The sequence below is a fragment of the Paenibacillus sp. FSL M8-0142 genome (genome assembly GCF_038597315.1).
Lineage (GTDB): Bacteria > Bacillota > Bacilli > Paenibacillales > Paenibacillaceae > Paenibacillus_AQ > Paenibacillus_AQ lactis.
Window position 1 is genome coordinate 2,138,386 of the sequence record NZ_CP152008.1, and the last position, 15,617, is coordinate 2,154,002.

Annotated in this window: 18 protein-coding genes and 1 pseudogene; 11 read left to right on the forward strand and 8 right to left on the reverse strand. The window is 50.8% G+C overall.

The genetic code is table 11. The annotated features are described in order from the left end of the window. Positions 1–95 precede the first annotated feature (95 nt). From NSQ46_RS10150 to NSQ46_RS10160, 3 genes are all read right to left on the reverse strand, one after another. Complete coding sequence (locus NSQ46_RS10150) at positions 96–494, reverse strand: SRPBCC domain-containing protein (protein WP_210094739.1); 399 nt, start codon at positions 492–494, stop codon at positions 96–98. After that, positions 491–820 (reverse strand): metalloregulator ArsR/SmtB family transcription factor, encoded by a 330-nt coding sequence (locus tag NSQ46_RS10155; RefSeq protein ID WP_210094738.1) that lies wholly within the window; start codon positions 818–820, stop codon positions 491–493. Before NSQ46_RS10155 ends, NSQ46_RS10150 begins: the two co-directional genes overlap by 4 nt. Before the next feature lie 119 nt (positions 821–939). Further along, positions 940–1,647, reverse strand: coding sequence for an FAD-dependent oxidoreductase (locus tag NSQ46_RS10160; RefSeq protein WP_007127956.1), 708 nt, complete (start codon positions 1,645–1,647; stop codon positions 940–942). Positions 1,648–1,849: 202 nt separating this feature from the next. On the opposite strand from NSQ46_RS10160, the pseudogene NSQ46_RS10165 reads away from it, so the two are divergent. From NSQ46_RS10165 to NSQ46_RS10180, 4 genes and pseudogenes are all read left to right on the forward strand, one after another. Beyond that, a pseudogene (locus NSQ46_RS10165) lies at positions 1,850–2,128 on the forward strand (GH36 C-terminal domain-containing protein); the annotation flags it as partial. A gap of 131 nt (positions 2,129–2,259) precedes the next feature. Beyond that, positions 2,260–2,931: a GAP family protein gene (locus tag NSQ46_RS10170; RefSeq protein ID WP_007127958.1), complete on the forward strand. Its 672-nt coding sequence runs from the start codon at positions 2,260–2,262 to the stop codon at positions 2,929–2,931. Between the two features lie 26 nt (positions 2,932–2,957). Continuing rightward, the gene (locus NSQ46_RS10175; RefSeq protein ID WP_040737896.1) at positions 2,958–3,767 is read left to right on the forward strand and encodes a MerR family transcriptional regulator; all 810 of its coding nucleotides are present in this window, start codon (positions 2,958–2,960) and stop codon (positions 3,765–3,767) included. Further along, positions 3,742–4,002 (forward strand): 2TM domain-containing protein, encoded by a 261-nt coding sequence (locus NSQ46_RS10180; protein ID WP_007127960.1) that lies wholly within the window; start codon positions 3,742–3,744, stop codon positions 4,000–4,002. Before NSQ46_RS10175 ends, NSQ46_RS10180 begins: the two co-directional genes overlap by 26 nt. Before the next feature lie 333 nt (positions 4,003–4,335). Here the strand turns inward: NSQ46_RS10180 and NSQ46_RS10185 are convergent, their stop codons facing one another. The 5 genes from NSQ46_RS10185 to NSQ46_RS10205 form a co-directional block, all read right to left on the reverse strand. After that, a complete protein-coding gene (locus tag NSQ46_RS10185; protein WP_251537434.1) occupies positions 4,336–5,625 on the reverse strand; it encodes a sugar ABC transporter substrate-binding protein in 1,290 nt (429 codons plus the stop codon). A gap of 160 nt (positions 5,626–5,785) precedes the next feature. Next, positions 5,786–7,405 carry a response regulator transcription factor gene (locus tag NSQ46_RS10190; RefSeq protein WP_210094736.1) on the reverse strand — a complete coding sequence of 540 codons (1,620 nt, stop codon included), beginning with the start codon at positions 7,403–7,405 and terminating at the stop codon, positions 5,786–5,788. Next, positions 7,380–9,167 carry a sensor histidine kinase gene (locus NSQ46_RS10195; RefSeq protein WP_210094735.1) on the reverse strand — a complete coding sequence of 596 codons (1,788 nt, stop codon included), beginning with the start codon at positions 9,165–9,167 and terminating at the stop codon, positions 7,380–7,382. The genes NSQ46_RS10190 and NSQ46_RS10195 overlap by 26 nt, the downstream gene beginning before the upstream one ends. A 158-nt stretch (positions 9,168–9,325) precedes the next feature. Then, positions 9,326–10,162, reverse strand: a complete 837-nt coding sequence (locus NSQ46_RS10200) for a carbohydrate ABC transporter permease (protein WP_251537435.1) — start codon at positions 10,160–10,162, stop codon at positions 9,326–9,328. Continuing rightward, positions 10,159–11,127: a sugar ABC transporter permease gene (locus tag NSQ46_RS10205; protein ID WP_028404624.1), complete on the reverse strand. Its 969-nt coding sequence runs from the start codon at positions 11,125–11,127 to the stop codon at positions 10,159–10,161. Before NSQ46_RS10205 ends, NSQ46_RS10200 begins: the two co-directional genes overlap by 4 nt. Before the next feature lie 429 nt (positions 11,128–11,556). Here NSQ46_RS10205 and NSQ46_RS10210 point away from each other — a divergent pair, with 429 nt between their 5' ends. The 7 genes from NSQ46_RS10210 (at position 11,557) to NSQ46_RS10240 (ending at position 15,538) form a co-directional block, all read left to right on the forward strand. After that, a complete protein-coding gene (locus tag NSQ46_RS10210; protein ID WP_007127967.1) occupies positions 11,557–12,345 on the forward strand; it encodes an ABC transporter ATP-binding protein in 789 nt (262 codons plus the stop codon). A gap of 122 nt (positions 12,346–12,467) precedes the next feature. Further along, the gene (locus tag NSQ46_RS10215; protein ID WP_341342212.1) at positions 12,468–13,547 is read left to right on the forward strand and encodes a winged helix DNA-binding domain-containing protein; all 1,080 of its coding nucleotides are present in this window, start codon (positions 12,468–12,470) and stop codon (positions 13,545–13,547) included. 43 nt (positions 13,548–13,590) lie between these two features. Beyond that, the gene (locus NSQ46_RS10220; RefSeq protein ID WP_028404621.1) at positions 13,591–14,034 is read left to right on the forward strand and encodes a DinB family protein; all 444 of its coding nucleotides are present in this window, start codon (positions 13,591–13,593) and stop codon (positions 14,032–14,034) included. A gap of 12 nt (positions 14,035–14,046) precedes the next feature. Further along, a complete protein-coding gene (locus tag NSQ46_RS10225; RefSeq protein WP_341342211.1) occupies positions 14,047–14,385 on the forward strand; it encodes a YrdB family protein in 339 nt (112 codons plus the stop codon). 13 nt (positions 14,386–14,398) lie between these two features. After that, on the forward strand, positions 14,399–14,611 hold the full coding sequence (locus NSQ46_RS10230) for a histidine phosphatase family protein (RefSeq protein WP_341342210.1): 213 nt from the start codon (positions 14,399–14,401) through the stop codon (positions 14,609–14,611). A 29-nt stretch (positions 14,612–14,640) separates the two neighbouring features. Then, positions 14,641–14,796 (forward strand): NUDIX domain-containing protein, encoded by a 156-nt coding sequence (locus tag NSQ46_RS10235; protein ID WP_341342209.1) that lies wholly within the window; start codon positions 14,641–14,643, stop codon positions 14,794–14,796. Between the two features lie 388 nt (positions 14,797–15,184). After that, complete coding sequence (locus NSQ46_RS10240) at positions 15,185–15,538, forward strand: VanZ family protein (RefSeq protein WP_244869148.1); 354 nt, start codon at positions 15,185–15,187, stop codon at positions 15,536–15,538. Positions 15,539–15,617 lie beyond the last annotated feature (79 nt).

Here is a 15,617-nt window from a genome sequence, read left to right on the forward strand (position 1 = left end):
AGCCGGTTTATTTGTTCGGGCTAAGCAAGGGTTCAAACGATCGTCCCAAAACTTAGCCATGGGAAGAGCAAGGCAAGTTTTTGTACTGAATGCGGTTATCCTTCCAGCACCTGCTCAAACTTGCCGAACCATTCTGTCCAGCCGTATCTAGCCCCTTCGAGTCCATGAACATGGGAGAAGCCCGTTTGTTCGAGATGAAGGTTAACTCTTCCGTCTCCTAAATCCTGCAGCGTCCAGGTAACGGTATGCCGTTCGTCACCGGCAGCCCAGGAATAGGACAACCGGGTCGGTTCCTCCACGATCAGCACTTCGCCGTCAACGATTCCGTCCCAATATTCGTTCGGCTCATGGCGAAACTGAAAACGATGCCCCACGACAGGCTTAAAATCATTGGCCGTGATCCACTGTGCCAACTTGTTGGGATCGGTTAAGGCCGCCCAAGCCTTCTCGATCGATGTGGTGTACTGAAAATCCAGGGATAATACTAAGCTCAATGTTTCTCCTCCTCTAAAAGCTGGCCCAGGCGCAACATATTGTTCGTCCAGTATTTGCTATAATAAGCCACCCAATCCTGGACTTCTCGAAGCGGAGCGGCGTTCAGCTTAAATCGTGTTTCTCTGCCTACTTTCCGGTCAAGCACCAGTCCGGCCTCTTTAAGAACCGTCAAATGCTTGGATACCGCGGTTCGGCCCATTGAAAACTGCGACGTAAGTTCATGAAGCGGTTTCTCGTCCGCCTGTGACAACAGATGAATCAGTTGGCGTCTAGTGGGATCTGCGATGGCGTCAAACACATCCCTTGATGAATGATTCTCTATCACGACAACCCTCCTAAAAGAATTGATTTTCGCTGTTAGTAATCTAAAGATGTTTGAGGGGACCGCCGTTTATATTTCACCACCTTTGCAGCATGGTTTCAAGTAAAGGTTTCAAAGATGAACTAATATCCAAAGAAGGCGTCCTTTTTAATATTCCGCTTGGATATATTTTGATTTAGTAAATAGCTAGAAATAGACTCCACCATGGACTTCGGTCCTGCTATAAAGTATTTACCATTGTTGTTATGTAAGGCTTTAAACCTTTCAATTTCCTCATGCAAGTCATCCCTTGAATCAAGATAAGCTACATTTAGTGAAGTGCGGGTAGCCAATTTATCAAGCTCATCTTTGTAAATATAAGCTTTATTGCCATCCAAATAGAGCAGTTTTTGCTGCTTCGCGTCTTTACTCCCCTCGGCCTCTAACTGCTTAAGGATTGACCGGTACGGTGTGATGCCAATTCCGCCTGCGATCAGCAGCGAGGGGCTGTTATCTTGGAGATAGAAGGACCCTACAGGACCGCTCATTTTGATTTTCATGCCGGGCTTTAATTCTAGCAGTGCTTTCTTGAAATCGCTTGGGTTTTCACCAATACGAGTTGTGATTTTAACCATATTCTCTGCGGGAGCGGCAGCTAGGCTGAATGGTTTCGTAGGATTTTTGATGGTCTTATGCGTGATGCTAAACAAACCATATTGCCCTGCTTTCCAGGTTAAATCCTTATCTTTCTCAAATAGAAATGAATATACGTCTTCTGATTCTTTGCGGCTTTCCATCAATGGCAGCTCTCTCTTTTTGAATACGGCGAACATGTCTTGAAAAAAGCTCAATATCCCCAACTCCCTTACTTATTTTGGAACAGTTTACTTTGCTAATGCGGGCATCTGTAAAGAGCATGGTCTTTACCTATAAAAACGGTCAAGGCATTGGCAGCATGGCTGCTAATTGGACACCATTTGGTGATACTTCGATTTTAGGTCACCGTTTGGTGTCGTGTCAATATCATTTTTTAAAGGTGGCTTGTGGAACGGCCAGTATCGCCTAGACTCGCTTCGGCATAAAGGCGTAACGGCCGTGCAGTACGGCAGCGAAGACGGCGGCGACTAAGTGCTGTTTGCGTTCCTGCACAGCCAGAAGCTGGGCGAGCCGCTGCCGAGACTGCGGCTGACCGGGCTGCAAGCCGATCAGTCGTATGCCATTGAGGGGGTGGCCGGTACATGGAGCGGCAGGGCACTCATGAACATCGGGATCGAGCTGCCGCTGCGCGGGGATTTTGACAGCTTGGTGTACCGGATACAGATTCAACAATAGATCATATGTACCTGAACGAAGAACGCCGTGTTGTCTGATAGACCATGCGGCGTTTTTTTGCCGTTGACTTCCACGTTAACGTCAATGTTATGAATATATAGGATCGCATCATGACATAAGGGAGGGACGATATGTGGATTACCATCCTGGGATTGGCCTTGCTGGATAGCCTTAGCTTTGCATCGATCGTCGTGACGATTTTTTTGTTGTTATCTAACGCTTACCGTCCTCTTCGCATCATGGTGTATCTGTTGAGCGTAGCCGGTTTTTATATTTTGCTGGGCATCGCACTCATGAACGGAGCGGGGGCGATGTTTGAATTTTGGCTATCCGGGTGGAAGGAGCATGCTGCCATATCGTACATTCAGCTATTCCTCGGGGTCATCCTCGTGCTGATTGGCGTGCGGCTGGACAAAAAACCGAAAGGAAGGAGCTATAAGCTGGAACGAATCAGACCGCAGGATACGTATCTTTCCATGATGAAATTAGGAATCACGGTATCCATGATCGAGGCCGCGACGATGCTTCCCTTTCTGTCAGCCATCGGACTGATGACTACGCGCGGGCTCGAGGTTTATGAGTGGATGCCCATGCTGGCCGCATACTGTGCGGTTATGATTGCACCGCCGTGCTTGCTGCTTACGCTCCGATATCTAGTGGGAGACAAGGCGAACGGATTCCTGTCTAAAATTAATCGAAAAATCGAACCGTATACTCAAGAAGCTCTTGCCGTAATTGCTACCATCGCCGGAATCTATCTCATCAGCGACGCTTCGGATGTTGTATTCTTTAATGGAGAATGAGATATGGAAGATAAGGGAGCCTTGGCATGATGTATTCGATTGGAGAAATGATTCATAAAGTCAAGATCAGCCGCAGAACGCTGCATTATTATGATGAGATCGGACTCTTAAAGCCGACGATTTCAAGGGAAAACGGCTACCGTTATTACGATGATCAGGCCATCATCAAACTCCAGACGATCCTGTCCTTGAAATCCATGGACTATTCGCTGGAACAAATCAAAGCATTATTCGATGAACAAATACCGGAAGCGGAGTCGGATGCGGACCCGTGGGTTCCACTATTGCAAGCCCAGATCGAGCAGGCTTCGAAGAAGATCGATGATCTGAAGCGCAAGCAGTTTATATTGAGAGGCGTAATTCAAACGATTGAAATGTCGGGTAGGCGAAATGATGAGCATGTTTTTAATATCATCGAAAGAATCGACAGTCCGCATTTTGTGGATCACGAGATTCCGGCCACGTTTCCAGCCGATGTATTTACCGAAGAGGAGATCGACGCGCTGAGGGAGCTTCCCTTAATCGGGAGCGAGGACCCGCGCCTGTTAACGGCTTTGGAGCTTATCAAGAAGACTCGCAAGAGCATGCGAGCCGATGAAGACGCTCCTCTGGTGGAGGATTTGGCCGAACAATGGAAGGCATGCATATCCAGTTGGTTTAACGGCGATGAGGAACTACAGTCCAAATATTTTCGCTTCATCGACGCAGCCAGTCAGGAATCGCCGCTGATCTACGGCATGGATGAAGAAGTGGTTCGCTATATCGATCACATCATGGATCATTACACGAATCGGGGAGGTGACAAGGAACATGAATCTGGAAAAAGAATTCGGTAATCGTAAGGATTTCAAGCAGCATCTTGCCTTGTTCATCGTTGTTCACATCATCGTTAATTTCTGGCTGCGGATGGACACGCCGCTTTTACCTGGACTGCAAGAGTCCATTCTGACGGGGAAGATCTGGTTCTATCATGAGGAATCGGGGATATTCGTTACGATGATCTGGTTGATCCTTATCGTCGTCCAAGGCGTGTACGTATTCTTCCGAGGAAGCGACGTCAACAAAGAATAGGGCAAACTACTAACAGAATACCCTTACGTGTAAACCAATTCACGAATCCACAAATTAGCAATGATCGGTTGTTTTTCTATAATGTTTCTACACATTCAGGCCAATCCCAGTATGGATACATGACCACCAATGGCAGAGAAACGGTACTTGGAAGTAAAGACATGAACAGCTTAGAGGAGTTGTATCCAATTAAAGAAGAAAATTAAAAGGCCTTATGGAGACTTCAAAGCTCCATAATGTAAAGCACCCGGTATTTTCGGGTGCTTTACGGAGTGCCATCGCTATCGCGTGGCGGTTTTTACCAAACTCAAACAGACAGCTTAACGGCATGGATTACTCCAGGGTTTTGCTCAATTTGACAATCTGGTCCCAGCCCTCGTCGATGCTGATTTTACCGAACATGATCGACTGCGTGATATTGTCGTATTCCTTCGTGAAGTTGGCCCAGCCGCCCTTATTCCCTGGGCCGGGGTCAAACGCGGCTCCGTCCTTGGACACCTCGTTAATCAGGCCGAGGGCGCTTTTATCGACGTCCGTAAATTTGGGCTGGAGCGCATCGGCTACGGTTTTGTTAACCGGAATCCCGCGCGAAGTACCCAAAATTTCTCCGACTTCCTCGCTGTTGACAAACCAGTCGATGAACTTCTTCGCCTCTTCTTTGTATTGACTGTTGGGGCTGACGCTCCAGTACATGGAGGCTTTCAGCCAGCCGCCTGCCTGCGTTCCCCTCGGCTGGGTCGTTAACGCCAACACGCCGGGTTTTAAGGCATCCGTTCCGCCGAATTCCGCGGCATGCGCGCCCCGAAGCAGAATCTTCTCCTGAATGAGCAGGTCCATTTGTGCGTCCTGCGCTTTATCCGATACGGTGACGTCAGGCGGTGTCACGAGATTGTCCTTGCGCAGCTCCGCCCATTTGTTCATCCAATCCTTCCAGGTAGCCTCGTCATAATGGAATTTTCCGTCCTTACTCATGGAAAAGCCTTTGCCCATGCTCAGCTGATACGACATGTAGAACGCGCCGTCCGCAGTCAGGTCACGCGTGAGGTATTGGTCCTTGGCCAGCTTCGGCTTCAGGTCGCGCGCCATGGCAAAAAACTCGTCCCATGTCTTCGGCGGCTGAACGCCGAGGCTATCCATCATCGTCTTGTTGTACACCATGCCCCAAGCGTTGTTGCCGAGCGGCATCGCGTACAGTTTGCCTTGGTAGGTGCCTGTCTCAAGCAGCGCCTTATCGATATGGTCCGTCGGTATGGAGGAGAGATCCTCCAGCCGTCCGCTGGACGCCCAATCGTTGAACCAGGCGGCATCCATTTGGAAAATATCCGGCGTGTTTTTCCCCGCGGACTGGGTCGACAGCTTGTCTTGGTACCCGTCGAATGACTGGTACTCCGGTTCGAATGTGATGCCTGGGTGCTTTTCGGAGTACAAATCAAGCGCTTTCAGAGTTGCGTCATGCCTTGCCTGAGATCCCCACCACATGATTCGGAGCGTGATGGACTTGCCGTCTGCCGGCTCCGCGGATCCGGCTTCTTCTTTCTTGATTCCGCTGCAAGCGGAGAGTACCAGGGACAGTGACAACACGGCCGCAGCGCCAGAAGCGAGACGATGCCATGATTTTCTCATCGGATGAACCTCCCTTAATTAACTGATCTGCTTCTTTAACGTACCAAGTCCAGGACCTTTCTCGTAGGCGACAAAACAACGAATCATTTCAGTATTTTACGATGATCGAATGAGGAGGCGGGATGCTCATGAGTCGGAAATTTCAGAACAGAACTGATCATTAGGCTTTGTGAAACTCGGTGGGACTGCGCCCGGTATGCTTTTTGAACAGGGTGGTAAAGTACGGAACATTCCGATATCCGACCCGCTCGGCGATTTCTGCAATCAGCAGTTTTTTCTCGATAACCATGCTCTTGGCTTTTTCCATTCGCACCCTGGTTAAATAATCGCCGAAGGTTTCACCTGTAAACTGGCGGAATATGGTACTGAGATAGTTTTTGGAGATATACACCTGGTTGGCCAGATCCTGAAGATGAATGTTCTCGGCGTAATGCTCATGAATGTATTGGATGATATATTCGACCGTTTCCTTATGCTTGAGGTTTTCATTGGGCGTGTAACGCGAACAGATTCGGCTCACTTTGTCCGCTACCCATGCCTTCCACTGCTGGGCATCTTCCAATTGCCCCAATTCTTTGGTCAAGTCCGTGAGAGAGAGCTCATCGTCGAGCCGGATGCCGGACTCGTACAGAGTAAAGGAGAGGATGGCGAACAGCTGTGTTCCGATGGCGGTTAGTTCGTCGGTCTGAAGCTGAGCCGCGCCGCTGTCCTTGCGGAAGAAGTCCTCCAGCGCCAGCAGTGCTCTAGGCTCGTCAAAGGTCCTTACTGCGTCGGCCATCTCCTGGAAAAACCGCACCGGCCGTATGTTCCGTCGTGCTGAACGCCGAATGCCGCCTTCATTATATACGTAGACGCAGGGATGGGCGGAATCCGGTTCGCGCCGCTCGGCGAGTGCTTGGAAGGCTTCTTCGGTGGAATCGGAGATGGCAAGCCAGTTGTCCTTACGGAGACCGACACCGATATGCAGTTTGACCCTGAGGAATCGATGCACGGACGAAATGATTCGCCCTGCCAGCGCCAGAACTTCCAAGCGGAACGCTTCGGTCGGCCACGAAAGGGGCTTATACAACAGCAGCGCCATATGGTGACTATGCAGCTCCAGGAAATAGCTGCGCAGACCGTCCTGACCGGCCAGCTCCTCTACCGTGTTGCCCACGGCAAACCGGAACAGGTGCCAGTCCCGGACGGAGATCCCTTCCATACGTCCTTGGCGTTTAATTTCTAAAGCTAGCATCATGAATTGGGCATTCTTCCATCCCAGCCGGTCCAGCATACGGGAGGAATCCGTTAGCGGGGAAGAGGACCCTCCGATGAGCACGGATTTGACCCATTCCCTTTCCAGAAACGGCTCATACTGCATGAGTCGGTTTTGCAGCTCCCGCTCTCTGTTCTCCAACGCTCGGCGCTCCGTTAACTCGCGTGTGACGCGCTGCAGCACTTCCCGGATCGTTGCCGGTGAGGCCGGCTTGGGCAAATAATCGTCGACCTGAAGCCGCAGTGCCTTGCGAGCATATTCAAAATCCGAATACCCGCTCAAAATGATGATTTTGCCGGTATATTGCTGCTTACGGAGCTGTTCGATCATGTCGAGACCATTCATTACCGGCATATAGATATCCGTGATGACGATATCGGGCTTGCTTGACTCGATCAGCCGGAGTCCTTCTTCGCCATCCATGGCCTCCCCGACGGGCCGTACGCCGAGCTGCTCCCAAGGGATTAACCGGGACATGCCGCCGAGCGCTTGCCGGTCGTCATCCACGATAGCAATGGTCCACATGATTTTTTCCCCCTTCCTGATCCTGCTGTTGATCCAGCTTCGGCCAGTAGATCTCCGCTTCGGTGCCTGGCACATCGGCACGGTTGCGAAGCGTAACGCCAAAGGGCGGACCGAAATAAACCTGAATACGTTCCGTTACGTTGCGGATGCCGTATCCGCCCGTCGGATGGCGTTTCCGTGTTTTCCAGTCTTCGCGCAGCCCGATGCCGTCGTCCCGAATCCAAATCCGGATGCCTCGGTCCTCTTCCTGACATGTCAATTGGATCCGTCCTTGGCGTCTGCCATGAAAACCATGCATAACGGCGTTTTCCACAAAGGGCTGCAGGGTGAGTTTCGGAATCATCAGATGCTGTAAATCCTTTGGGCAATCGATGTGCCATTCCAATCCTTCGCCCCACTTGAACTGTTGGATTTTCAGATAGCAATCCACGTGCAAAAGCTCTTCCTGGATCGAAATCATGGATTCGCCGCCCGACAGGCCAATCCGGAACATTTGCCCCATCAGCTCGAGCACGCGGCTGATTTTCTCTTGACCGGCTTCAAGCGCCATCCAGTTCAGCTGATCCAGGGTGTTGTAGAGAAAATGGGGGTTAATCATCGCTTGCAGCGCCTTAATCTCCGCTTCGCGCTGTGCCTTATACTGCTGCTCCAGCGACTGATACAGCGTTTCGATCCGCTCGGTGAGCTTGCGGTAGCCGCTGAACAAGCTGCCGAATTCGTTGCGGTATTCGTTGGGCAGCGGCTGCCTGCGCTTCCCGGGATTGAACGCCTGCATCAGCTGAATCAGTTTCCGGATCGGCCTCGTGAAATTCCGGGAAAGGAACAATGTGAAGAACAGGGACAGCAAAATGGCGACGGCTCCCACAATAGCCATCGTCCACGCAAGGCGGACACCTCCGGTAGTAATTTCCTTCCAGGGCGTAAGCTCCACCAGCATCCAGCTGCCAGGGGATGTCCGGGACCATACGGTAAGCATGTTCTTCTCAGGCAGCGAGCCGGCGGCGGTCAGAAGATGACGCGCATGCCCAGTGTCTCCGCTGACCCGCTCCAGGATGGCGCTGATTTCCTCGGGAGGCGGAGCAATCCGGGTGTGCATGATCATCCGGCCGCCGGAGTCGAGCAGGAGCCGGCTGGCCAAGGAATTATCTTCCGTCAGAATGTCCTGCAAAAATTTGACCCGGACATTGATAATCAGAATTCCGTGGTTCACACCGTCAAGTGAAGTGATTTTACGGACAAAGCTGATCACCTGCTGTTTCCCCTGCGGCGAACCGACCTCACGCTGGCCGATCCAGAGAAAGTCGGATTTGTCGATGGCCGGATACCAGATCTCCCGGCTGGCTGTGGCCAGCGGGAGGTACTGAATGTTGGCGTTGGGATCGACCTGAAGCGGATCGTTCATATAAATCTGAAAAGAAAACATCGAGCGCGAGCTGTTCAGCATTGGCGCCAAATAATCCCGATTCAGCTCGTCCCTGGCCTTCTTGCGTGCATAATAATCTCCTTTCATTGTTAAATAGTTGACCAGAGGCGAGTTGATGGACACGGCTAGCGAGGTTTGCTCCACAGCGCTCATCTGGTCGGTAAGCTGTTTGTTGAGCTGCTGCAGCACCGCCTGCTGGTACATGGAGGCACTGTTCGCCTGCTCATCAGCCGAGAAGCGATAACTAACAATCATCATGATCGTGATGAGGACCGCGATAAAACCGGCAAAACTGAAGAAAAAAACGTAATCGATGCGAAACGTGCGAAACGGATTCATGCGTTTTCTCCTCCCCTTGGAAGCCATAAGGTCGCTGAACGCGCTGCTGCCTCATTGCCAACGTTGGCGGAAGCCGGATGATCGAGATGTCCGGCTTGGCCGCCGCCTGAAGAAGAGCTGGAAGAACACGCTACAGTATCCGTTTACCGCTCTGAAATCTATCCTTTCAGCCCGGATGTGGCAATCCCTTCCACGAAATGCTTTTGCGCCAGAAAGAAAATGACCACCGGCGGCAGCACGGAGAGCAGGGATACGGCAAGCAGCTGCCCCCATGGAACGGCTGACTGGGAGTCGATAAACATTCTGAGCGCGAGCGGGACCGTGTACTTATCCACGGTATTCAGATAAATCAGCGGCCCAAAGTATTCGTCCCAGCCCCAAATAAACGAGAATATCGTCACCGTGATGAGCGCAGGCAGGGTCAGCGGCATTACGATGCGCAGATAAATGCCGAACCAGGAGCAGCCGTCGATTTTCGCGGACTCATCGAGCTCTCGCGGAATGCCGCGGATGAACTGGACAATCAGGAAAATAAAGAAGGCTCCGCCCATGGCTGAAGGGACGATCAGCGGCAGATAGGTATTGATCCAGTCGAAGGAATGGAACATCGTATACTGCGGGATGAGCGTGACCTGTCCCGGAAGCATCAGGGTCATCAGCAGGATGGAGAACCATAACCCCTTCAGCGGGAAGGTCAGCCTAGCGAAGCCAAAAGCCACCAGGCTGGCTGAAATGACATGAATAATCGTGGTCGCCACATTGAGCTTAAGGCTGTTCATAAAGAAGCGTGTAAATGTATACTTGGGCAGTGCCATCCAGCCTTCCGTATAATTTTGCCATAACCATACTTTAGGGAACAGAGTGGGCAGACTGATTTCCGGCGTCGATTTGAAGGAGGCCCCGATCCACCAAAGTACGGGATAAAACATCACAAAACAAAAGGTAATCATCAGCACGTGAACCAACCAGTTTTGTTTTTTACGAGCACCTGTCATTTGCGGCCCTCCGTTTCGGTTTCGTAGAAGACCCAGTATTTGGACGCGATAAAATTAAGCGCCGTGGCGATGCCAATGATGACGAGCAATATCCAGGCCAAGGCTGATGCGTAGCCCATCTGCAGGGATCCGAAGGCTTTATTGTACAGAAACAGGGCGAACATCTCGGTTGAATTGACCGGTCCTCCATTCGTGACAACAAAAGCCGATGTGAACATCTGGAATGCGTTGATGATGCCCATGATCAGATTAAAGAGGATAACCGGTGATAACATAGGCAGGGTAATCCGGATAAACTTGCGAAGCGGCGAGGCCCCGTCCACGGATGCGGCTTCATATAACTCGCTTGGGATTTGCTTAAGGCCGGCAAGGAAAATAATCATCGACGAGCCGAACTGCCATGCCGTTAGAAGTACCAGGGTGCCGAGGGCGGTGGAGGGGGTGCCAATCCAGTTTTTGGGGGCGATTCCGACCCATATCGCGAGCTGATTAATGAAGCCGTTCAGACCGAATATATTGCGCCACAGTACGGCGACCGCCAAGCTTCCGCCAATTAGTGAAGGCAGGTAAATGATCGTCCGGTAGAAGGATATGCCCCGGATGTTCCGGTTTAGCAGCAGGGCTATAGCCAGCGCTACCAGCAGTTTCAGCGGCACGGAAGCGATCACATACAGAAATGTCACTTTCAACGAATTGAAGAAGAGCCGGTCGTGAGCAATATCCTGGAAGTTCTTGATACCGATCCAGCGGGCCGGCTCCAACAGCGAATATTCGGTGAAGGATAGATAGAAGGACTGGATAATGGGCCAGAGCTGTAAAATGAGAAAGCCCAGCAGCCAGGGGGCGATGAACAGGTAACCAGCTAACGGAGCGTTCCAGCGCCCTTTGAATGTTTTGGTGGCAACCGTTTTCATGCCTTTGTACAGTCCGGCCTTGTCCGGCGACTGTACCGTTTGTGCATTCATGATTAATCACCTCTCGCCTATTGATAGCTCACATTGTATCTTGATGAAAATCAGGCCTGTAGGCGATAGATGTACAAATTCTTTCATTATTGAATGATTTAGGTGCGAGATTGGGAGATATTGCAGAGATAAGATCTTTCTTGGATTCGACGCCAAAAAAAGAACATGCCGCGACGTTATAGATACGCGCTGATGTTTGAGTAGGAAATAGGAGGGCAGAGGCGTGGTGTTGTGCTGGATAATCGCCGGCAAACTTCCGATATGATCCAAATTCTGGCGTGATACAATGATTCTAGCTTTGGCAATAGTCCATTTTGCTTTTTAATAATTGAGGTTCCCTCTTTTCACTATTGAGGAATATGTAATTGCTGATATAATCCTTGAAAAGAGAAAAGCAGAAACGAAGCAGAAAAAGGAGAGGGAGCAGCAATGAACTCGATAATTGAATTGAACGACGTAACCTGGAGACGGGAGCAGAAGACTGTGCTGTCCGGGGTCAATTGGACCGTCAAACCAGGGGAGCATTGGGCCGTTCTGGGTTTGAACGGGTCAGGCAAGACAACGATCCTGAATATGATTAACGGTTACATCTGGCCGACAAGCGGCAGCGTTTCCGTACTCGGCCACCGTTTCGGTACGGTAGATTTAAGAGAACTCCGGAAGTCAATCGGTTGGGTGAGCTCCTCGCTCCAGGAGCGGATCCGCCCGAACGAATCGACGATTGACGTTGTCATCAGCGGCAAGCACGCCTCCATTGGTTTATATCAGAAGATTGATGAGGACGACCGGGCGCAAGCGGAACAGCTGATGAAGGATTTTAATTGTTATCATCTGCTTGGACGTACATATGAAACCTGTTCGCAAGGGGAGAAGCAAAAGCTGCTGATTGCCAGAGCTCTGATGGCATCCCCGAGACTGCTGATTCTTGATGAAGCCTGCAACGGGCTGGATTTTCTGTCTCGGGAAGCGCTATTGTCCAGCATTACGGCGCTTGCCTCGAAGCCGGATGCTCCGACGCTTCTGTTCGTGACGCATCATATTGAAGAAATATTGCCGATTTTTTCGCATTCCCTTTTAATCCGGCGGGGAAGCGTGTTTAACCAGGGAAGCTCCAAGGATATGCTGACCAGCGGCAATCTGACCGCCTTCTTCGAAACGCCGGTCGAAGTGAGCTGGCAGAACGAGCGGGCCTGGATGTCGATTCCCGATTTATCATAGGCAAACTTTCGTGAAAATCAGGGTGTCACTTACAAGTTCAGAAGTACGCTTGCTCATTCGTTTGATGGAGGCTGCTTAACGGCACCTGCGGTTCTATTTGATGTCTAGGGAGTGTTGCGGAATTGACAAATCCAACGATTGCTAGCTTAAGGCTGTCGTCCCAGGGGATCGGGAGCAAGAAGTTTAATACACCGGAACAAGTCGTAAAAGGATTAGGCGCGGTTCAAGCCCAGGATTTCGGCCAGGCGGTCTGGGGAGTTGGTTTGCGAACGGCTTCCTCCGGGCTGCCGGATGTAGAGCTGGCAATTGCTGAGCGGAAAATCGTGCTTACCTGGCCGATGCGGGGAACGATTTTTATGGTGCCGGCCGAGGATGTTCTATGGATGCAGAAGCTGACCGCCCCTCGATTACAAGCACATGACAAGCGGAAACAGGCGGAGCTCGGACTCGATGGAGAAATACTGAAGCGCTGCAGAAGCTTAATCGAAAGAGCGCTGCATGATGGAACTCCCGTACCACGCCCGGATTTGATGACGGTTCTGGAGGAAGACGGCATCTCGACGAAGAATGGCTTGGGGAACTATGTCCTTGGATATTTGAGCCGGAACGGCATGCTCTGCTTTGGACCGCGGGAAGGCAATCAACAAACCTTTGTTTTGCTCGAAGCATGGGTCGGTCAATTAAAGGAGCTGACAACCGAGGAAGCTTTGGCCGAGCTTGCCCTGCGTTACTTTACCGGGCACGGTCCTGCTACGGTTCAGGATTTTGCATGGTGGACCGGGCTTTCGCTGTCTGAAGCAAAGCGCGGCGTGGAGTCTGTTTCGAATGTTCTGCAGAAGATCAAGCTCGACAACGCAGTTTATTGGATGTCGGCTTCCTTACCGGAGCATCAGCAGGAGCAGCCAGTTGTCCACCTTTTACCGGGATTCGATGAGTATTACTTGGGCTATAAGGCGCGGGATGCCGTAATTGAACCGGAACATGATCCGAAGATCGCGCCATATCGCAACGGAGTGTTTCAGCCAATGATCGTTGTGGACGGCCGAATTGCCGGCGTATGGAGGAGGGAGATCAAGCGTAACGGAGTCGAGGTCACTTTTGCGCCTTTTACTCCCCTTGAAGAACGGAAGGAGGATATTCTCGTGGCCGCCCAGGGATATGCCAAATTTCTGGGTCTACCGCTGATTGAAAGCGACATATAGCAAGAAGAGGCTCATCATTTTCGAATAAAGGAGCGGAAGGTACATGGAAACACTCGATCGATTGAAATCATTGATCACAGAAGTAACAGAGCTCGTTGAGGCCATGACGGAGGAGGCGTTTACTCGGAAACCGTCTATCGAGAAGTGGTCGAAGCAGGAAATTCTTGGCCATCTATGCGACTCCGCGCTGAATAATCATCAGCGGTTCGTACGGTTTCTGTTATCCGATAAACCAATCCACATTCAGGGATACACGCAGGATGACTGGGTTCGTCTTCAGGGTTACCAAGACCAGTATAAGCCGGGTGAGGTTCTTACATTGTGGCGGGAGCTGAACCGGATGATCGTACGTGTCATGCAGCAGGCGGGGGAAGCTGATTTCCGCAAAAAAGGCATCCTTGATGATGGCACGGAGGTTACGCTGGAGTGGCTGTTCGATGATTATATCGAGCACATGATTCATCATAAGAAGCAGCTCGAAGCATAAGGGGATCACTGGATGTTTACCGTGATCAACCTCGGCCTGCGGTTTGTGCTGGAAATCATTTTGCTGTTTTCGCTTGGATATTGGGGCTTCCATGCCGTCCAGGGCGTTTGGCTGAGTATCATCCTTGGGCTCGGTCTGCCGCTGCTGACTGCGGTGATCTGGGGGATGATCATCTCGCCGAAGGCATCCATCAAGCTGCCGATCGGCGGGGTCCTTCTCACTGAGGCCGTGTTGTTTGCTGCCGGGGTGCTTGCCTTGATTGACTCCGGATTCCGGGTGTCCGCCTATCTATTCGGTGTAGCTGCGCTTGTGAACCGGTACATCGTTATCCGGTGGAAAATGCAGCCGTGAAAACAAAATATTCATGTTATCGAACAAGCTTCATAATCAATACATCCTCGCAGTAAGCCATGGCGCGGTCATTGGCTTAACCTTGCAACAATTGATGCCCCATCGTTTTACAACCACCTATATGGATAATGCTTCTCTTACCGTTATCACACAAGTCGGCGACTATTGGGAATGTACGCTGTATAACGATATAAGCCATCTCCAGAATGATAATATCGATGTATGACATATGTACCGACGAAAAGAGGTGTCTCCATGAGTTACCATATAAGAGTACGACCCACGGCTTTAGTGATTCAAGAAGAGCGGATCCTGCTGGTCGAGTATTCGGATGAGAACGGGATTCATTACAATCTGCCCGGTGGCGGGGCAGAGCCCGGCGAAACCATTACCGCCGGCGTGCTGCGGTAGCTATATGAAGAGACTACAATATTAGCTGTTGCCGGACCAATCGCCTTTGTGTACGAATACGCCCCGCATCATCATTCCGGTAATAATACGTCGAATATCCATACGTTATATATTGTCTTGGAATGCTGCCCTCAGGCTGGTTCTGTGGCCAGGCTGCCTGATATTCCCGATCCTGACCAATCCGCCGTACGGTGGATCCCCCTTTCACAATTGGATGACATCGTGCTGTACCCCAACATCAAACAACATATTAAGAAATACGCAAGGGAACGTATAAATATTGAATTGATCGAGGATCATCAGTTGGAGCCTTATTTTAATCCATGAAATTCCGATATCGAATTGAGTGGACTTATTAATCGCATACTCCTTACTGCTTGCCTACTGGATGCTTTGGGGTTTTGGAAGGACACGGCTGCCGGAGTACAGCTACAATATCATTCCACTTGCTACCATCCGTCACTACATTCCGATTCATTCCATGGAAGCTCTCATCAATATTGCCGGAAACATCGGTGTGTTTCTTCCGTTCGGTGTGCTCATTCCGCTGGCAATTCAAGCCGGCTTTGCCAAGACCATCGCTTATTTTCTGCCTGGAATTTTACTGCTCGAGCTTATACAACTCATTACTCGCCGGGGGAGTCTGGATGTTGACGATGTGATCTTGAATACGATCGGCGTTATGATCGGCTACGGTCTTCTTCGAACCATCGGGTACATATGGAGACGTGCAGACAGATGACAAATAAGTGGATTAAGCTGCCACGCAGGGGCAAGACCTCCACCCGCGGTCCATCAGGATACCATGATAGAACGGCTTT